This window comes from Methylotenera sp. (assembly GCF_036401095.1).
Lineage (GTDB): Bacteria > Pseudomonadota > Gammaproteobacteria > Burkholderiales > Methylophilaceae > Methylotenera.
Genome location: NZ_DASWWA010000023.1, coordinates 57,326 through 75,209, shown reverse-complemented (window position 1 = coordinate 75,209; position 17,884 = coordinate 57,326). Strand labels below are relative to the sequence as shown.

General features: G+C 40.5%; 18 protein-coding genes. 3 read left to right on the top strand and 15 right to left on the bottom strand.

Translation table 11 applies throughout. The annotated features are described in order from the left end of the window. Window positions 1-4 precede the first annotated feature (4 nt). From VGD82_RS11725 to trbB, 15 genes are all read right to left on the bottom strand, one after another. Window positions 5-397 carry a hypothetical protein gene (locus VGD82_RS11725; protein ID WP_331020568.1) on the bottom strand — a complete coding sequence of 131 codons (393 nt, stop codon included), beginning with the start codon at window positions 395-397 and terminating at the stop codon, window positions 5-7. 92 nt (window positions 398-489) lie between these two features. Next, window positions 490-3,534 (bottom strand): hypothetical protein, encoded by a 3,045-nt coding sequence (locus VGD82_RS11720; protein WP_331020567.1) that lies wholly within the window; start codon window positions 3,532-3,534, stop codon window positions 490-492. Between the two features lie 44 nt (window positions 3,535-3,578). Then, window positions 3,579-4,919 carry a TrbI/VirB10 family protein gene (locus VGD82_RS11715; RefSeq protein WP_331020566.1) on the bottom strand — a complete coding sequence of 447 codons (1,341 nt, stop codon included), beginning with the start codon at window positions 4,917-4,919 and terminating at the stop codon, window positions 3,579-3,581. 1 nt (window position 4,920) lies between these two features. Beyond that, the gene (gene trbG, locus VGD82_RS11710) at window positions 4,921-5,835 is read right to left on the bottom strand and encodes a P-type conjugative transfer protein TrbG (protein WP_331020565.1); all 915 of its coding nucleotides are present in this window, start codon (window positions 5,833-5,835) and stop codon (window positions 4,921-4,923) included. Next, complete coding sequence (locus VGD82_RS11705; RefSeq protein ID WP_331020564.1) at window positions 5,835-6,506, bottom strand: type IV secretion system protein; 672 nt, start codon at window positions 6,504-6,506, stop codon at window positions 5,835-5,837. The genes trbG and VGD82_RS11705 overlap by 1 nt, the downstream gene beginning before the upstream one ends. A 69-nt stretch (window positions 6,507-6,575) precedes the next feature. After that, window positions 6,576-6,872: a hypothetical protein gene (locus tag VGD82_RS11700; RefSeq protein ID WP_331020563.1), complete on the bottom strand. Its 297-nt coding sequence runs from the start codon at window positions 6,870-6,872 to the stop codon at window positions 6,576-6,578. Between the two features lie 24 nt (window positions 6,873-6,896). After that, window positions 6,897-8,483, bottom strand: coding sequence for a hypothetical protein (locus VGD82_RS11695; protein WP_331020562.1), 1,587 nt, complete (start codon window positions 8,481-8,483; stop codon window positions 6,897-6,899). Window positions 8,484-8,517: 34 nt separating this feature from the next. Beyond that, entirely contained in the window at window positions 8,518-8,691 is a 174-nt protein-coding gene (locus VGD82_RS11690) for a hypothetical protein (RefSeq protein ID WP_331020561.1), read from the bottom strand. Between the two features lie 36 nt (window positions 8,692-8,727). Further along, the gene (locus VGD82_RS11685; protein WP_331020560.1) at window positions 8,728-9,345 is read right to left on the bottom strand and encodes a hypothetical protein; all 618 of its coding nucleotides are present in this window, start codon (window positions 9,343-9,345) and stop codon (window positions 8,728-8,730) included. Between the two features lie 52 nt (window positions 9,346-9,397). Continuing rightward, entirely contained in the window at window positions 9,398-9,559 is a 162-nt protein-coding gene (locus VGD82_RS11680; RefSeq protein ID WP_331020559.1) for a hypothetical protein, read from the bottom strand. A 153-nt stretch (window positions 9,560-9,712) separates the two neighbouring features. Continuing rightward, complete coding sequence (locus VGD82_RS11675; RefSeq protein WP_331020558.1) at window positions 9,713-9,928, bottom strand: hypothetical protein; 216 nt, start codon at window positions 9,926-9,928, stop codon at window positions 9,713-9,715. A 57-nt stretch (window positions 9,929-9,985) separates the two neighbouring features. Beyond that, complete coding sequence (locus VGD82_RS11670; RefSeq protein WP_331020557.1) at window positions 9,986-12,472, bottom strand: transporter; 2,487 nt, start codon at window positions 12,470-12,472, stop codon at window positions 9,986-9,988. 36 nt (window positions 12,473-12,508) lie between these two features. Further along, on the bottom strand, window positions 12,509-12,829 hold the full coding sequence (locus VGD82_RS11665; RefSeq protein WP_331020556.1) for a VirB3 family type IV secretion system protein: 321 nt from the start codon (window positions 12,827-12,829) through the stop codon (window positions 12,509-12,511). Continuing rightward, a complete protein-coding gene (locus tag VGD82_RS11660; RefSeq protein ID WP_331020555.1) occupies window positions 12,830-13,168 on the bottom strand; it encodes a hypothetical protein in 339 nt (112 codons plus the stop codon). Between the two features lie 254 nt (window positions 13,169-13,422). Further along, window positions 13,423-14,376 carry a P-type conjugative transfer ATPase TrbB gene (trbB, locus tag VGD82_RS11655; RefSeq protein ID WP_331020554.1) on the bottom strand — a complete coding sequence of 318 codons (954 nt, stop codon included), beginning with the start codon at window positions 14,374-14,376 and terminating at the stop codon, window positions 13,423-13,425. A gap of 145 nt (window positions 14,377-14,521) precedes the next feature. Here trbB and VGD82_RS11650 point away from each other — a divergent pair, with 145 nt between their 5' ends. The 3 genes from VGD82_RS11650 to VGD82_RS11640 are packed head-to-tail and all read left to right on the top strand — an operon-like array spanning window position 14,522 to window position 17,884. Then, complete coding sequence (locus tag VGD82_RS11650; RefSeq protein WP_331020553.1) at window positions 14,522-15,688, top strand: TcpQ domain-containing protein; 1,167 nt, start codon at window positions 14,522-14,524, stop codon at window positions 15,686-15,688. A gap of 19 nt (window positions 15,689-15,707) precedes the next feature. Next, on the top strand, window positions 15,708-16,262 hold the full coding sequence (locus tag VGD82_RS11645; protein WP_331020552.1) for a toxin co-regulated pilus biosynthesis Q family protein: 555 nt from the start codon (window positions 15,708-15,710) through the stop codon (window positions 16,260-16,262). 26 nt (window positions 16,263-16,288) lie between these two features. Beyond that, window positions 16,289-17,884: a hypothetical protein gene (locus VGD82_RS11640; protein ID WP_331020551.1), complete on the top strand. Its 1,596-nt coding sequence runs from the start codon at window positions 16,289-16,291 to the stop codon at window positions 17,882-17,884.

The following is a 17,884-nucleotide window of genomic DNA, read 5'->3' as shown; positions in this document are numbered from 1 at the left end:
AACGTTATAAGCCAGATTTCTTTGAAGGCATTACATAAGTACACCACCAAAAAATAGCTGTATATAAGAAAGTTCTTAATGAAACGTTCTTTTCAGACGTAGAGTTGATAAGAATCAATTCAGCTTTAATATCATTAACTAACTTAGCTGGCAACATCATATTCATAGGAACCCAACTAGCATCTGAACCTAACTTGCCCTTATTAAAAGCAGGGCTGTGAACTTTAGCCATCCGCCAAGGTAATGGAGGATTAGCTTTCCATGGGGATATGGATAAAAACTTGATTAGAACATCGGTGTACATGACATTTAGCTCGCCATAATGCTCAATAGCTAGCAATTTCACATATATAGCCATATTCTTAGGAACTGAAGTTTGTGTATTAATCTGATCCACTATCCTAGCCCCTTATAATTATTTGTATTGTCGTAAACGTTGCAATTGTAACTTAAATGTAAATAACTAACAATCACCTATATGGCTACATATCATCTAGATATCATATTTTCTCTACTCTCCATAAGAACAGGCACTCCATTTTCATACTGAATATTAACCACCTCATCCTCTCTTAGAGTTTTACTAACTACGTGGTCAACAAGATGTTTAACAAATTCACCGGCACGATTAATTTTCTGAGTAATAACATTACCTTCAATTTTTAGGATTTTTCCGCTAAAGCTGCCTTTACTCGGAAAGTCTGGTGTATTTAAAGAATAGTATATATTGGGGTTATCTGGATTAAATCCTAGATTATTACCAATAGCCGCCTTAATTTGATTAGGCTTAAATACAACATACTGGTCTAAATAGTTTTCTCCATCAAAGCTATTTCTCACAATCAATCCATCATATCCACTCTCTTTAGCGAAAGCGACTTCCTCTTCAATATTCCACTCATCGCCCATATCTGATTCACCCTCAAAATCCAATATCATTGGGTTACTAATATTCAAATAAGCAGGAATAACCTCACCATAACTCTCTGCAGCTTCTAAATTAGTTGTGAAATATGTACCGGTATCTGGAACATTAAACGTTGTTACATCGCGGCCACGAGTGCCGTGATAAACGATTAAAGGCTTCCCCTCTTCGTCAATCACCTTACTGCCATCAAACCATTTATTAAATGAATCCGTAGGGGAACTCAAATCATCCAGCCTAAAAGCTGGCTGGCCAATAAAGTTATGCTTAGATTCACGATTGAGATCCTGCCTGATCCATTGTCCGGCAGCATGCATAATTCCTTGCAGCTCAAAATTGCTGAACGGCACTTTAACGCCAGCATCACGCAACCAACTGGCAATACCGGCATAAATGTTTTTCATGAATCCATAACCAATCTTAATATTGCCATTTCCATCCACACAACGCTCACCGGCTAATGCTACCATTTCAGAAACTTCTTCCATTGGATCAAGTTTGCCATAACGACTATTAACGACAGAAGCCAGCTCATTAATTATTGGATCCCCATCGGCTTTAAGCTGCTGAATACCATTACTCATTTTAGCAAAGCCATATTCACCTAACATTTCCTGTAGGCTGTAATGCATCACACACTCATGCGCCATTACTTTCTGCAAGTGCCCGACACTAGTAATGTTATCGGCCACGATATAAACATGGCCATCTAGGAAAGCACCGCTAGCATGATTAGGAGCGTGAAAAGGAAGTTCAGCTACAGTATTAACGACTGTTACAGGAGGCATTTTTTGCCAGTGCCGTTTTAATCTCTGAATCTCATTATGCAGTTCATCATGGGATAGATCATTACTAGAACTTAACATCTCTGCTACAGGTTTTGACTCTAAGGAGAATAATGGAACACCATTTGATACACTAGCCATTAGCTTAGGAGTTATATTAAAACCTAATTGGTTCATATCAGTATTAGCTACCGAGCCTAACTCGCTCTCTATCTTTATGCTAATAATCTCCTCCCCAGCCAGTTTCTTAAGTATATCCTTCGCAACTTTAGGCACAATTGAGTTATAGAAGGCTTTCATGCCATTACCTCCTATTGCTAGCTGCTCCCCTCTCAGCTCCACTAACCCAGCGTAACTATTAGAATTTACTCTATCAATAATTAGCTTTGCTGCATCTTTACCTATAATTGACTCAAGCTCTGATAAATCATTAAAATCTTTAGTAATAATGGCGTTTAAACTATCAGCACTTTTATAGCCTTCTAAAATGTATTTTTTTCCAGAGTAATTTCTGTATAAATTACTATCTCCTTGATTGATTTTTGAAGGCTCATTTAGATTTAGATATCCAATTTGCTTACTCAAGTCATACAAATCAGCCGCTTGCTCACCGGAGATAAATGCAACCTTATCAAATGAATTTTCTACAGCGTATTTCATCATTCGTTTAAGTGCTAAGCCGACCCATGCATCTGTTTTTGTTACGAACGGCGCTTTTGGCGTGGTTGCCCCAGAGATAGTTTGCTTCTCTGAGAGCACGTAATCTAACGCTTCTTTTTCAGTTAAGTATATTGACTTAGGAATCTGAAGTGTATTGTTTGGCACCTTAAAATACCAGAATAAATCTGGCTGCGAGGCCTCTTGATCTAGCGGTGAAATAGAAACAATATCTTCAGCCTTATATCTTTCGATAAAGCCACTTTTTTTACCAGTTTGACCCCAATCACTCTGTATTTCTTGTATGAATAATATTTTATTGCCGTCTGCATCACTTCGCTCATCAAAGCGAACGTGGGCTAAAATATTTTCATGATCAAAATGAGATGATTTGAATTGCTTCGCAACCTTATTATGCCTTGCCAAATCTCTTGCTTTATTTTCCAGCTCGCTGTTTAAAATCTCAAGTGCTCCAGATATTGCCTCCTCTGAAGTTGAAGCACGCCATCCACCATAAGGCATGCCATGAATTTGTTCTGCTGGCGCAACTGAATATTGTTTTCCTTTTGGCTGCGTCCTATCAAACAAAACATTGAAATTATCTGGCAGCTTTTCTAACGGCTTAAAATCTATAGTTTCTTCTTTGTCAGATAACGTCAGCAATAGCTCTTTATAATTTTCACCACCTTTTACGGTGTGTCTATTGTATTTAGCTGGTTCATTCAATTGTCCAATACGAACAACATCTTCAACCTCACCATCCATACCGATAATTAATTCATACCCAATATTTTTGGATTTCTTTACTAATGTTTTTAATTGGAAATCACCATTCTCGAACTTATCTAATAAGTCCTGCAAGTCCGATGGAATAGTATCTGGATCTGTTATGTCAATATCATTTTGATTACCTAGTATTACCTCATTAACCTGTACACCATTGGTGCTCAAGTAATTCTGCAACTGAACTTTAGTAACTAAGCCTTGCTGCAAATCAAGCCAATCAACTAAGCCACTCCACTCCAACTCAGCAGGTTTAAATAGCTTTCCATCACGTGAACGAGCTGACAGCCAATTTAAAATATCTTTTGGATATGCCGCCCCCGTTTTATTAGTTGGCAGATCGCTTTCTATAGCATTAGCCAAAGCACTAATCCAAATACCCATTACATACCCAATCTTCTGTTAAATAATTAAAGTCCAATCAAATGCTACTTAACACCACATCTGTTTTCCCATACTTTATTAAAAACAATCGTATGAGGAACCATAATCACGAATCGCTCACCAGGATAGTTTTTTAAGGTCGGCTGGATATTCACATACCGCCCAAGGATCTGTCCGCCCAACTGGCCGTATTGCTGTGAAAGTGCTGCCGCAACAATTTGTGAGGTGCTTTGTGTGGTAGAGCCATTGGCGCTAGTCGGAGGCGCTGGAATTGACAACTGCACACCTGCTGTAACCATTGATAGTCCAAAAGCAAGGCCAAAGGTTCTTAGGTAGTGGTTATCGACATCACTAGCGAAACCTGCCTGGCCGGAGGTGTCGTAGCCTTGTATGCCGGCTAAATTTAACTCTGTGCCATCTTTAAAAATAGCATTATTCCAAACAGCTAACATTCGCCCTTGGCCAACAGCTACTTTTGAGTCATATGTACCAACTAGCTTAGTCATTGCAGGAATCAGTAACCGACAACCAGAAACCGTATCGTAGACGTTCTCCCTTACACGCGCAGTTATTGAACCTGGCAAGTCTGAATTAATTCCAGTCTCTAAAGTCAATGGAACGAAATCTCCAGCTTTAATTTCATTCACAGAAACAGCCGGTGCTTGCATGTGTTTGTGATACTCCCGCTCTACTTTTTTAGCATTAGCTAAAAAGTTAATTTTTTCTTGCTGCTCACCTAACGGTGCTGGCGCAGCTTGCTCCTCATCACCTAACTTTGCAGCCTGATTTGCCTGTGCAGTTTGTGCTAATAAAGCTTGCTGCAATGCAGATCCATCACTAGCAGTTTTAGCCAACTCCGCAGATTCACCGCCTTCTTTACCAAACAATTTAGCCGACAATCCTGTATCTCTAGCACTCTTCAAGCGAGCCAATCGATCTTGCCTTCTTACTTCGGCCTCTTGCTGCGCCGGAGTAAGCGCAGGAGGACCAGCATTCGCATTTACATCTGAATCCCTAGGTATTTTTCCAGAGGCCTCTGGTGGTATAGCAGAAGCAGGCTCCTCTTTAATCTCATCAATAGCTTTAGGGGTAGGAATTTCAACCTGAGTTTTTTCTTTAATATCTTTTGGTACTGGCGTTAACTCATCAAATTCTGAATTGTTTTTAGATTCGGCAACAGGATCCTTGGACACTTTTGGTGACTCCTTACTATCAACATTGCTCAACGCCAATATGAAAATAAACACCAATATCATAACCACCCCAACAATCACCCCAATTACACGTCTTGATATCCTATCCGCGTGTTTTGGCTTAGTGCGCATGTCACCTTCAATAGGTGGAACGCCTGCCTCTAAATCAAAAGCATCTCCTTTTTTAGCCATATTAATAAACACCTAAACCATTATTAGACTTGAAGCTGTTAGCAACAGCCGGCTCTTTTCTTTGCCAAGTAATTTTCACACGTTGCCCATCAATACGTAATTCTGCTTGGGTAAACAATTTGTCCACCACATAATGAATTTTTCCTGAGTCAGGATCATTTTTCACTCGATAATTAACCACCTGAACCTTATTGTTTTCATCCAACAATAAGAGAATTGGGCTTTCTTCTGCTTTAATACTTTTTGGCATTTCTAAATAAACACGGCCACCATCATTGAATGCTCTAACTGGTTTAAATGCTGCAGTGCCAGTAATAAGATAGTTGTAATCAATTTTATTAATATCAACAGCTGAGTCTAAAACCTGCTTACTCTCTACCTTCTCTGCTTCTCTTGCAACAGTGCCAGCTCTTTCATTCCAATCAGAAACCAGTTCTTCTGGATAATAGAATCCGATTCTATTTAAATAAGCCCCCTCTTTCTTAGGCGAGTACAATCTGATGTGATATGTACGTCTATCAGTAGTAATAATCGCATTCGACTCAACTGCATTATCGCGCGGCTGGAAAACGATATGCTGCACGCTCACCCCACGTTCAACAGACTCTGCCCCAACCCAAGTCCAATTAGCACTATCGCCCAGTATCACTTTAATAACCTTCTCACCTGGCTGTGTTTCCATATCACAAGCACGTGTAGGTGAACATGTTAACTTCGGCATAGATTGACCAAAAGCGAATCGAACCATCCCATCCGAAGACATTAACGGCCTTGCTTTTTTACCTTGCTGCCATGCTCTCGCTTGCGCAACAGCAGCGTCTTCAAGATCATTGTATGTCTGACCAGCGTAGGATATTGCAGATATTGAATAATTAAGAGCTAACGCTATTAGCAATTTTGAATAGATAGTTTTCATTAAATGACCTTTACCCAATTTAGTTCAGTAACGTATAACCCAATGGAGTTTTTACGGAAGATTCTTTCTTCTTTAGACGGCTTAAGTACATATTTAAGATTAGCCTTCCAGACCTCCACACCGATTGGCTCACCCTTTAGATTAAACGAGTGCTCCTCCCATTCAACTTGCCAACTACTATTAGATACCGGTAATGCAACCTTTACTTGAACTTGTACAGTTTTAGTCTGACCCACATCGTTAGGTTTTGCTTTTCTCAACTCTACCCTTGCATACTCAGCACCGGCACCTTTTAATCTAGTGAATCCTTTCTCTATGCGATCGTCATTAGCTGCAGTGTCAGTAGAAACGGTGCGCAGATTTTCAATTAGTTCGAACATTTCTGCATACACAATCTTAGAATCAACAGCAACATCATCATTATCAAGTGCGCGTACAGCTACAGTACGACCAAGCTTATCCACCTCAACAATATAGGGGACGAATTTTGGTTGAGATCCAATATAAATGGCACCTGCTATGGCAAGACCAGCTATCGCCAAACTTATAAAAGCAAAAATACGCCAGTTAGCCACTTGTGCAGATTGTCTTAGAAAGGTATTTTCATGCGCTTTGCCTGCTTGCAGCCAAAGTGATTCCGCACTTTCGTTACCTAGTCCTTCTTTAACCATATAAACCTCAAATACTTTCAAATAATGAATTATTTAATAAAATACTTTTGCTGCAAAACTTTCAATTCTTTATAAATACCGAATCATACAAATTATAGAGATAGTTGCACAAATCATCGCCGCAACAATGCGATAGAAAATATGATCCCTGTCATAACTAAAGTATTTATCACTTACAGTTCCAATTGCGGCAACGATGATACAAGTGATTAAACCAGAAACCAAAGCATGTAAGCCCAGTCTAGTTAAAACGAACCATAACAATGCAGTAGGAATAAATAATAAAATCGCAACCTGTTTACGTTTTTTACCTAATGCATCAAGTTCCCGCCCTCGCAACGCATTATTAATGATTTCTGATTTCATGAGCTTATTCCCTTAATTATTGTATTAATCATGGTTAAGTGTGCTGATGCTTACATTTGTTGCCGAAGATTCACGCTCAATTTGATTATTTAGCGAACTCAGCCGATCTTTAGCACTAGGTTTAGACTGCCCTTGCTTACTCAATTGCTCCACCAACGCGCCTAATTGATTCTCTAACGCAGAACTACCTGCTCCGCTAATACTTGCATTATTTGCATTACCAAGCGGCGCCGATTGGATGTTCTCATTTGCGGGAGAGCTGGTGTTGGTGCTAGACATACTTGGGGAGCCTGCTTGATTAGGCGACGATGAATTACTGTTATTACCAGGTGAACTATCAACGCCTGAGCTTGAGCTGGCCGCTTTTGAACCAGCGGAACTTGTGGAATTGGATGAAGGTTGTTGCACCCCTCCCACTGGAGGAAGGCCTTTGTCCTTTGCCATTTGCTGTATATCTTTAGTTGAATAATTAGGGGACTTAGCCCCTCCTTTCGGAGCGTCTCCCAATGAAAACATACTATTGGAACCTGGTCCGGAACCGTAACCACCAGTACCACTACCAGATGCATTCGTAACACTAGCCGCCTGACTACGCAAGCCTTTAACCATATCACTTACAGCGGATGCGCCTTGATTTGAAGCTCCTAGCGTAGCTGCCCCACTAGAATGAGCAGCCATCCCAGCTGCAACGCCAGCTGCGACGCCAGCAGCCATATCCGCAGGACCCATCGATGTACTACCACTAGCAAGACTTGAAGCGATTGAATCTGATTTGTAAAGCATATACGCTAACAATGCAAATGCGCCCAAACCAGAAAATAACATGCCAAACATTTTAGAGAATGGATTTTCCATTCCTGGCACTACTGACCCGACCAATCCTTTTAAACTTGTAGCTTCAGCCATTGCCTGATTAAGAAGGTCTGCCATTACTGTGCTTACTTGTGTAAACGCAGCCAAGATAATGGTCATTAAGATGATTCTATAGATAAGAGAAATTAAAGCCTTAAATGGTGCGATGCCTTGGTCTTTTAAAGCATTCAGACCGAGCATAGAGAAACTTAGAGGGGACAGCATTACGACTAGAGCCAATTCCAATTGGATCATAAAAATTTTTATCGCAAAGAACAATCCAGTTCCAAAGATAAATAAAGCCACCCCTAAAATAGCTTGTCCACCAACAGTACTAGCAACGCCTACAATTACCCCTAATACAGAGAGTGGAACTGCCATGGCCAATGTAGAAGCGATAATAATTGATGGATCAGGTAAACCTATGCCAAGGAGATCAAAAAACTGGTTCCCCACTCCTTTAATAAATTCAGGACCATTGGATATTACATAGAAACAAATACCAAACCAAAACAAACTACCTAATAATTTTGCCCATACTTGTTCTAGGTCACTGCCACTTTTTAACAAGCCTATATTAGTTAATATAAATTGGAGTAACACAAAACCAGATAATGTTTTAATTGCCATGGCGGTTATAATGCCGATGGAAGGCAACATGGATGATTTAATTATTCCTATAACGCTATCTGGATCAGCTGTAACAGCATTTGCTAGTGTGCTAAAGAATAAGAATAAGATAGGAATAATGAATTTCATATTATATTTTCTATGAACTGTAAGTGAAAGCTAACTATTCGGCATGGCCTTTAATATTTTTCATCTGAGGCAAAACAACAGTCTGTGGTGGAATTGTAATTAACGCCTCAACTGCCGCCTTATCTTGTTCTTGTTTAAGCTTTTCTGCTTCTTGGTCATCGCAAGCAGTCATTAATAAAGTTAAGCTTATTAACATAATAAATTTCATAACAATCTCCCTAATAAAATTAATGATTAGATATCTCTAATCTACCGATATTTTCTTTGTTTTCATATCCTGTAATTTCACAGGTTTAGGCATAACAGAAATAACATCTTCAACATTTTGCTTGTCTTGAGCCTTAGCATTCTGACTAGCCATAAAAGTGCTGGTCGCCAAATTCTGACTTGAAAGTAACTGCTCTAACTTGCGTGTGTGCTGTATTTGCTCAACATTAATCTCACTAAGAGTCTGAATAGCCGCCACTGTACCCTGTGAGCTTTGAGACTTATTCCACAACGCATTTAATGCCGCAGTATCACTAGTATAAGAGTCACGCTGTAAGCCAGCCGCACGCATTGCTGAACCAAGAGTGTCTTGGCTATTAGTTGTCCAACTTCTAAATCGATCTGCAAAGTCACCGGCTAATGGCGAGTTATATGTTTTGGAAAAATTAGAATCAACCTCAGCATAAGTATTTCCAATAGAGTTGCCAGCAGACATAATCTCACCAATGCCGCGTGTTAGCTTGTTTAAATCATCAGGCATGATAGTTGATGGGTTTAACATCATGTTTTGCAGCTGTGATTGATACTGCTGCAATTGCGTACTGTAAGAGGCGGCCTGTTTCGCATAACTTGCAACCAGTTGAATCTTGTTCATAATCTGGGTGCTCTCCCTTGCACATGCGCCACAAGTGGCTGCATATGAAGTATTAGCGGTCAGCATCCCCACTATCAAGAAAGGCACAAGGCGCTTCTTGTATGCCTTTATTTCGCTCTGACTGAATAGTGGCTTTAATGTCTTCTCCATTAAATGATGTTTCAACAAATGTGCCAACGAAGTTTTCTTTGTTATTTTCATTTGGGGTTCCCATAATTTAACCATGTCATCTAAAAACACATTATTACATTCATATTATAAAATGCAAATGATTTTTTTATCATAAAAACCATTATAGCCAATTACTTTTGCAGCAAAACTTCTTAATAATAATTATACACCTATCTAGGTGTATGTCTAGTTATTTTTATTTGTCATTGTAAGCAGTTAAAATTAGGTCGTGCGCATTTTTATATCTCTTAATTGCATTACCTACAGCATTGGGTTTCAACCCAGTAATATGGCATGCTTCAATGTTTCGCTTGCCATCTACCAATACTAATTTAGCGGCCTCTTTTGATTTCGGTTTATTGATCCGAGTTGGCAATAAAGCCGCTATTACATCAAACTGTATTTCAGTCATTACACTCTCAACTCATTAAGTTATATCGGTCAATATTAACAGCAATTCATTACCATACTAATTACTTGCACCCTTATACTTCAACCACTCCGAGGTCCATTCGTTACCACTTCCATAACGTCTAAACAGGTTTTTTGCCATTCTGCGATCTTCTTTGCCAGAGGCAGCTATAAAAGCTAATGCGACCGGTCCTAGTTCCAATTGAAACAGCCTCCTACCAGCTGGGGATTTAAAGAAATAATCCCGCTTAGGCGCCGCATAAGTCAACAGATGGATTTCACGACGACTCAACCCTATATTCTCGTACAACTTAGCACTTTCAACACTACTCGCCTCAGCATTCGGCAATAATATTTTTGTTTGGCAACTTGAAAATATTGTTGATGCAATTGGAGATGATGCAACATCCTCCAGTTCTTGAGTAGAGAAAATCACCAAAGCATTCGCTTTTCTAAGAACTTTAAGCCAGGTTTTAATTTGCTCCACAAAAAGTGGATGCTGCAAGGCCAGCCAAGCTTCATCAAGACAAATAATGGCAGGTGAGCCATCTAGCGAACGCTCAACCATCCTAAATAGATACAAGAGCACCGGCACTACGTGGGTATCGCCCATCTCCATTAACTGCTCTAGTTCAAATACGGTAAATTTACTCGTTACTATAGAATCCTCTTTAGCATTCAACATACCGCCAGCTAAATCTCGCTCATACAGGCCAAGCACTTGACGCACTTCACGGATCTGCACAATCTGAGCCAAATCAGTAAACGTTCGCATCGACACTGGACGCGAAGCCAACAGTTCCATCGCCCTAGCTAACTCAGAACGAGTATCTAATGTAACAACAATATTATGGAGTTCCAAAATTGTACACACATAATCCACTGCCCATGATTGATCAGATAGCCGGTGAATTTGGCTAAATGGCGCAAATCCAATTTCAGAACCATCACTATCTTCATCCAAGAAATTATAATGATTGCCTCCTACCGCATAACAAAGAGCAAGCATAGACTCACCCTTTTCAAAACCAAAGAACTTGGCTTGAGGGTATCTCATATGTGATGCCGCCATCAAACCCAGTAAAGTAGACTTACCAGCACCTGTAGGTCCGGCAATGAATGTATGGCCCACATCGCCATTATGCAATACAACACGAAATGGTGTAGAGCCGGTTGCTGAGCCATAAAATAACGGCGGAACTGGGCGATTTCCATAGAATTTTTTGTAAAAAGAACATGGATTTTCAGTTGGCCCTTGCCAAACTGAAGTAAGGGGCAAGCCATCTGTTAAATTCATATTGTGAATAGATGGTCGGCGTACATTTTCATAACCATGGCCTGGCAATGAACCTAAAAAAGCTTCTGTGCAATTTTCCCGTTCTTCACGGCAAGTCATACCCAATGGGCGTATATGTTTAATCAAGTAAAGAACCATTGCATCTAGCGCACTAGCATCTTCACTCATTAGGACCACTGTGGAAGTCCATTTACCATAAGAAACATCTCCTGAGTTAATATCATTTAACACATTTTCCGCATCTTCGGCCATTCTGACAGCATCCATGTTTACAGGGCCATTCTGTTTACCTCTATACTCAGCAATGAACCCACGTATTTTTTGGCGCCATTTTGAACGGGTACGACTAACCTCAGTTTTAACAGCTTCTTGATTCTGAGCAATCCATCGTGTCGTCCACCTAAATTCGATAGGCAATTTATTTAGAATATCCAACATACCAAACTCGGAACCGAAATCAGGGATGCTCTCTATAGCGACTACCGCAATATATTTATCATCCAATTTAGGCCGAATACCAGGCATAAATGCATAACTGCCGATAAGAAAATCAATTCCAATGGCCAGTGATTTCGTCGGTAATCTAATTGGCTGCTTAACACTAGTTAAGCATTCGTGAATAAAAGAAAGTTGTGGGTCAAACCACGATTTTCTAAAGGTAGCAGGGTCCTGCTCTTGATAGGGCATCAAACGTTGCAATGCGCCTAATTGCCGCTCTATCAAACCAACATATTCATACAACATTCGCTCGAAGTATTCCACCGATTTTGAAGCAATCCGGATAGGGCTACTTTTCCCCTTATCATCAGTTTCATATGCAAATTCTCGCACCTTACTCACCATCATCGGCTCAGGTAGGTAAGTAAAAGTGAAGTAGTATTCGTTTTCATAGTGAGCACCTTCTGACTCATACTGCTTACGACGCTCGTTCTCAATACTTTGTGATACAAAATCAGGAAACTCATCTTTCTCCACGTAAGAAACAGAGGCTTTCCTCAAGGTAGTGGTATGCAGCATCCAGCCCACGCCCATATTTCGGACAACATCACTAACCATTAAACGTAAAACTGAAAGCTCCTCCTCAGAGGCGCATTGCATATCAGGGCCTCGGTAACTAAAAGTGGAAATTAACTCGCCACCCTTACCCAAAATGATGCCTTCACGCTTAAACAAACGGTCATAGCGCAACATATCAGGAAAGCCAGCACGTTTAGTGCGAAACTCTTTAGCGAAGATGTCAATACTCATAGTCAAAAACCTTACTTTTAATTAATCGAGGCGCGATTAAACAAAATCACGAACTTGGGGATGCTCTACACCTACATCTGATTTAGGGGCGTAATATTTGCGGTATTTGAATTGCCGTAAAATCACATCCACCATGTATGGATCAGATTCATTGATTGCACGAGCCACCCACAATATTGCCATCCAAAAAGCGAATGGAATAATGATAGGCAGCCCATAAAAGAACCCAAACCCGTAAAACATCGTCCAAGCAATACAGAATAGAACCAAGCCGCTGACGCCCACTAGACGGCGATCACCTCCCATCCATGATATTTTTCTAAGCAATACTTTACGAACTGGGCTACGCATGGTCATTTAACAAGCAACCCCACCGAATCTTGAAAATACCAAGGTCAAAATACTTGATGTTGCCAAGATAATGCCGACGATAGTAACAATAGTCGCAATTTTCTTAATACCATCGGTAATCTCACCACCAAAAAGCAGCGCTGCACCACCACCAAGAACTGCCAGAATGGTAAATGCAAACAGCCACTTACCTGTGAGTAAGTTAACTAATTTACAAGTGCCATCACCCAGCTCATCTGCTGCCATCACATCAATTGATAATAATGGCAGCCCAAACATTAATAAAACCCGAAAAAATGCCAACATATTAAATGTACTAAATATAGCTTTTAACACTATAAACATATCAAACTCCCCTTATTAAAATTAAAGAATTACTACTACATCGAACTACTTTACTGCCTTCGATACGATAAAGCGTTTATAAAACCAAACGCCACTTATTGAAATAAGCACACTGGAAATAACTATGCTGTACAAAAGCATATGTGTAGCCACTGAGCAACTTTCTGTCACTAAATTAGGCATCATGCTAAATAGCATCATTAGCTGATACTGCAAAGAAGACAAATAATAATCAAACCCCATAACCACCCTTATTAAATAACAGTTTCAACTAGAAATTTTTTCTCTAATGGGCTGTACCCATTAACTCTAATAATTTCTTTAATCCTGCGGCCTTTATTAGTGCGCTCAAGATAGACCACTATATTTACAGCCTCACCGATTAAGATTGATTGCGGATTTTGTGAGACCTCTTGCACAAGCTGGTCCATTCGCGTTAAGCCAGCATAAGCAGAGTTTGCATGCACAGTTGCAACTCCACCAGGATGGCCGGTATTCCACAGCTTGAGCATTGCTAACGCTGGCGCACCATCACGCACTTCACCCACTGTAATTCGATCTGGCCGTAGCCTATTCACGGCCATAGAGAGCCTAGCCAAAGTAGTCCACTCTGTAGACCTTAAAAAGAATCTATTTTTCAGTGTGCACTGCAGTTCTCTTGTATCTTCAAGGATAGCCATACGATCATCAGGGCTTAGTAAGCTAATGGCATGCAATACAGCATTACAAAACGTTGTTTTACCTGTCCCAGTACCGCCAACAACTAAGATATTTTGCTTTTCTTTTATAGCAGTTCGCAATACTTCTGCTTGAGCAAAGCTAACGCTTCTTGTGCGCACGTAATCATCAAGCGTATAGATCTTTGTGGCTTTTTTCCTTATGGCGAAGATCGGGGCCTCAGTTACAGGAGGCGCTACACCTTCAAAACGAGAACCATCCAAAGGTAGCTCACCTTCAACTAAGGGGTTTTCTTTTGACATTTGGCCACCCAGAGCCGAGGAAACTTGATTCAATATGGTCATGCCATCCTCATGGGACATATCCCCCACCTGCTCCATACTTCCAAATTTCTCAACCCACAATGAGCCATCATCATTGAGCATCACCTCAACAGTATCAGGATCGTTTAAGGCACTTAGCACCATGTCGCCAAGTGCAAAGCGTAAACCATCCAATCTCCTGTCTATTAACTCTTCTTTAGTAGCCACTAATCACCCCTGTTAAATAGCCCAATACTTTTGCAGCAAAAGTTTGATCTAATTTAAATTAATTATACATGATTTATTGCACATAATTTAATATCAATGTATCATGAATTACATGAAACAATCAACAACCAGTCGAAAGAATATTATGAGCCAGAAAAAATGCATCGCAGCAGCGCTTTCATTGCTATTCGTATCTTCTTCAGTGACTGCGGCTTACACAGTTATTGATGAAGACTTATTGCCTACACCTATGAATGAGCCGCAACAACAGAGAGCGCAGCAAAAAGTTTTGCAGCAAAACTATCAATCATTCTCGGATGATTCTTTTTCAACACAAAGCGCGGCAGAGGGCCTATATAAAGAATACCTAATCCCATTCTTTAAAAAGAGTAGCGCCCTAACCCAAGAAGGCATCCAAGCTTTAAAAAACTTACTCCCAATGATTGGTGAAGGAAGTATTAAAATCATTGGCCGCCAAGATGCATCTATCGGAACCAAGAACGGTTTAGACAAGCTGGCGGTTAACCGTGCAAATAAGATGCGTGACTACCTAACAAAACAAGGTATTCCAGCAAGCTCAATCTTTATTGAGGTTGATAACAATCCTAATCCTCAAATGAATGGCAACATTTATCCAAGCACTATCGTTTTAAACTCTCCGTCGCATCAAACGCATGTGGAACCAAGTTCGATGATGACAGCAGTGAAAGAGCCGGCTCAAGTACAAGTACAGCGCATGGTTGCAAAGAAGGATCCTGTACTACAAGCGGTAAAACAAATGCCAGCACCTTCAGCAGGCGCAGCGCTAACTAAAACTAAATTGGTAGGGATAATTTATCAGAGTGCAGAATCTGGGCAATTAGATCAAATGCTGGCGGTAAAGCTTCTACGTGTATTGCTTGAGAACTCTAGTGACCCAGCATACGCTCAACAACCTGTTAATACCCCAATCCAGCAACCGGCAGTATATAAACCGGCACCGGCACCAACCCAATACAGAACGCAGGCCCCTGCCCAAGCTGTGGCACCAATTATTAGCGTACAACAGACACAACCAGCTCCGCTACCACAAGTCAGTCAAAGCAAGTGGCAGCTCAAGCCTGAAAAAACATTGAAAGACAATATTGAAGCGTGGGCAAAAATCAGCAATTACACCGTGAAATGGAATGCCTCAAATTTTTATAAAGTTGGGAAGCCTTCTGTAATTACAGGTGAGTTCTTGGATGTTGTGGACAAGGTATCTGTAGCTGCTGGCGTTGATATGGCTGTCTCAAATAAAACGTCAACCATATTCATTAATGATCGTCCGTAATTTTAAATAAGGCCTAATCATGTTTATTTCAAGCTTGAAATTCAATCGTCAATATATTTTAGTTGGATGCTTACTATCTTTGGCTGGCATGGCTGGTTGTGCTACATCAAAAGCGGAGCCAGATCCGTTTGATATAGAGCCAATAATCCCTAATTTGAGTAAATCAGCTACCCCTTCAAAATCTACTGAATCTGCTAAGTCACTAAAAATTGAGCCTATTGCCATTACAAAAGAGGCGCCAAAAACAATTAAAGAGCCAGATGATTTTCAAATAGAACCTATTGAATCTACTTCATTTGAAATCACACCTATTCCTAAATCATGGAAATTACATTTAGGTAAATTGGTAGGTATGGAATTGCAAGAATGGGCCAAAGCTGAGGGCTGGACGGTTGTATGGCAAGTGCCTAAAGATTGGAATGTCGCGGCTGAGACAACGTTTCAAGGTGATTTTAAAACCGCATCTTCTGCCGTTATTAACAGCCTTGCAAATAGTGGCGCAATTATTCGTGCTCAATTTCATGATTTGAATAAAACATTAGTAATCACCGGCCCTGGTGTTGCGGCTAAGTAGATGAACTCTTAATTAAGGAAATAACAATGAACAACATTTTTCTAAAGCGCACACTACTTTTAGCTGTAATCGGCAGCCTTTCTGCTTGTACAGGTCTTGAAACAAAAGTCGAAAAAATGGCCGAAAATACTAAGCAGACTATTTATGTAAGCCGTGAGAAAGCTGCAGAGCCAATTCCAATCATTACATCAAGCAATACAGCATTTATTATGGGTGCCCAAGTACAGATTGCAGAGCCTGAGCTGCCTATATTGAAAATTAGAGCTGCTTATCACCCAACAAAAGCCGTTTCTCTTGTAGAAGCAACATCATGGATTACTCAAAGCACTGGGTTAGTTGTAGATATTGCTGGATTACAAACATCAACATCGGCAACTAATGGAAACTTGTCTGGCCAAGTCATGCCAAATAACACTGTACCAACAGCCAATTCTACAACTCCGTTAAACCCTGCTAATTTGTTCATTAATTACGACGGTACGCTCTCTGGGCTGCTTGATACGCTAGGAAACCAAGTAAATGCGTGGTGGAAAGTTCTAGATGGACGAATCACATACTTTAAAACTGACACAAAAACCTTTTACTTCCCCGCAACAGCTAGAAATTTCAAAAGCAGTAGCACGATTACCTCATCTTCTAGTGTGCAGAACACTGGCGGCACAAGCAGCAGTACGACAAGTGCAAATTCAGGTGGCGGCACAAGCACTTCTGATTACTTAATTGATACTTGGGGTGAGTTAGAAAAAACGGCAAAAATTGTTGCTGGTAATGGGCAAATTGCTGCTAATCGTGCTGCCGGCAGCATTACCGTTTCTGGCACACCTGCACAAGTTAGAGCAGTAGAAATGTGGGCAAAAGAAGTGATTGATCAGCAGAGTCAGCAGGTCGTTATTACGATGCAGATTTACTCTGTCACTGTTACTAATAATGACAACTATAACTGGAACCCATCCGTTATTTTTAACTCTGTGGCAGGCGCTTACGGGTTTAACTATTCCGGCCCACAGACACCGACCGTATCATCCGGCAATAATCCTGCTAAATTTGGCTTCAATGTATTATCAAACGCAAGCAATACAACACAATACAGCGGTTCACAACTTGCCTTCCAAGCGCTTTCTAGCATGGGCCATATTACCGACTCCATAGAGAAAACCGTCACCACATTGAACGGTCAGCCGGTGCCTGTTCAAATGGCAAACACGCAAGGCTACATTGCAGGATCTACTACCACCATCACAGCAAATGTTGGTTCAACCACCTCATTTACTCCAGGATCTCTTACTACAGGCTTTACAGCACTGTTTATACCTAGAATTATTAATGGAAAAATCATCCTTGGTATGGATATGCAAAATAGCTCAAATAAGGGCTTCACTAAAATTACTAGTCAAGATGGTAGCGGCACCATTCAGAACCCTAATTTTGATTCAGAAAGTAATCAACAAAGCGTGTCTTTAACGCCAGGTGATGCACTTCTACTTACAGGGCTTCAACGTGACAAAGGCACTGTAAATAAAAGTGGCGTAGGTAAAGCAAACAATTACGCGCTTGGTGGTGGTATTGATAATTCGCTTAATAAACAACTAACGGCCATCGTCATTACCGCTAGGATTCTTTAA

Bases quoted from the DNA above. Each gene is read 5' to 3' on its own strand.
- VGD82_RS11660 (WP_331020555.1), bottom strand. From the start codon at position 13,168: ATGTTTATAGTGTTAAAAGCTATATTTAGTACATTTAATATGTTGGCA.
- VGD82_RS11720 (WP_331020567.1), bottom strand. From the start codon at position 3,534: ATGGGTATTTGGATTAGTGCTTTGGCTAATGCTATAGAAAGCGATCTG.
- VGD82_RS11645 (WP_331020552.1), top strand. From the start codon at position 15,708: ATGTTTATTTCAAGCTTGAAATTCAATCGTCAATATATTTTAGTTGGA.
- VGD82_RS11640 (WP_331020551.1), top strand. From the start codon at position 16,289: ATGAACAACATTTTTCTAAAGCGCACACTACTTTTAGCTGTAATCGGC.
- trbG (WP_331020565.1), bottom strand. From the start codon at position 5,835: ATGAAAACTATCTATTCAAAATTGCTAATAGCGTTAGCTCTTAATTAT.
- VGD82_RS11650 (WP_331020553.1), top strand. From the start codon at position 14,522: ATGAGCCAGAAAAAATGCATCGCAGCAGCGCTTTCATTGCTATTCGTA.
- VGD82_RS11700 (WP_331020563.1), bottom strand. From the start codon at position 6,872: ATGAAATCAGAAATCATTAATAATGCGTTGCGAGGGCGGGAACTTGAT.
- VGD82_RS11695 (WP_331020562.1), bottom strand. From the start codon at position 8,483: ATGAAATTCATTATTCCTATCTTATTCTTATTCTTTAGCACACTAGCA.
- VGD82_RS11670 (WP_331020557.1), bottom strand. From the start codon at position 12,472: ATGAGTATTGACATCTTCGCTAAAGAGTTTCGCACTAAACGTGCTGGC.
- VGD82_RS11680 (WP_331020559.1), bottom strand. From the start codon at position 9,559: ATGGGAACCCCAAATGAAAATAACAAAGAAAACTTCGTTGGCACATTT.
- VGD82_RS11685 (WP_331020560.1), bottom strand. From the start codon at position 9,345: ATGAACAAGATTCAACTGGTTGCAAGTTATGCGAAACAGGCCGCCTCT.
- VGD82_RS11715 (WP_331020566.1), bottom strand. From the start codon at position 4,919: ATGGCTAAAAAAGGAGATGCTTTTGATTTAGAGGCAGGCGTTCCACCT.
- VGD82_RS11675 (WP_331020558.1), bottom strand. From the start codon at position 9,928: ATGACTGAAATACAGTTTGATGTAATAGCGGCTTTATTGCCAACTCGG.
- VGD82_RS11665 (WP_331020556.1), bottom strand. From the start codon at position 12,829: ATGACCATGCGTAGCCCAGTTCGTAAAGTATTGCTTAGAAAAATATCA.
- VGD82_RS11705 (WP_331020564.1), bottom strand. From the start codon at position 6,506: ATGGTTAAAGAAGGACTAGGTAACGAAAGTGCGGAATCACTTTGGCTG.
- VGD82_RS11690 (WP_331020561.1), bottom strand. From the start codon at position 8,691: ATGAAATTTATTATGTTAATAAGCTTAACTTTATTAATGACTGCTTGC.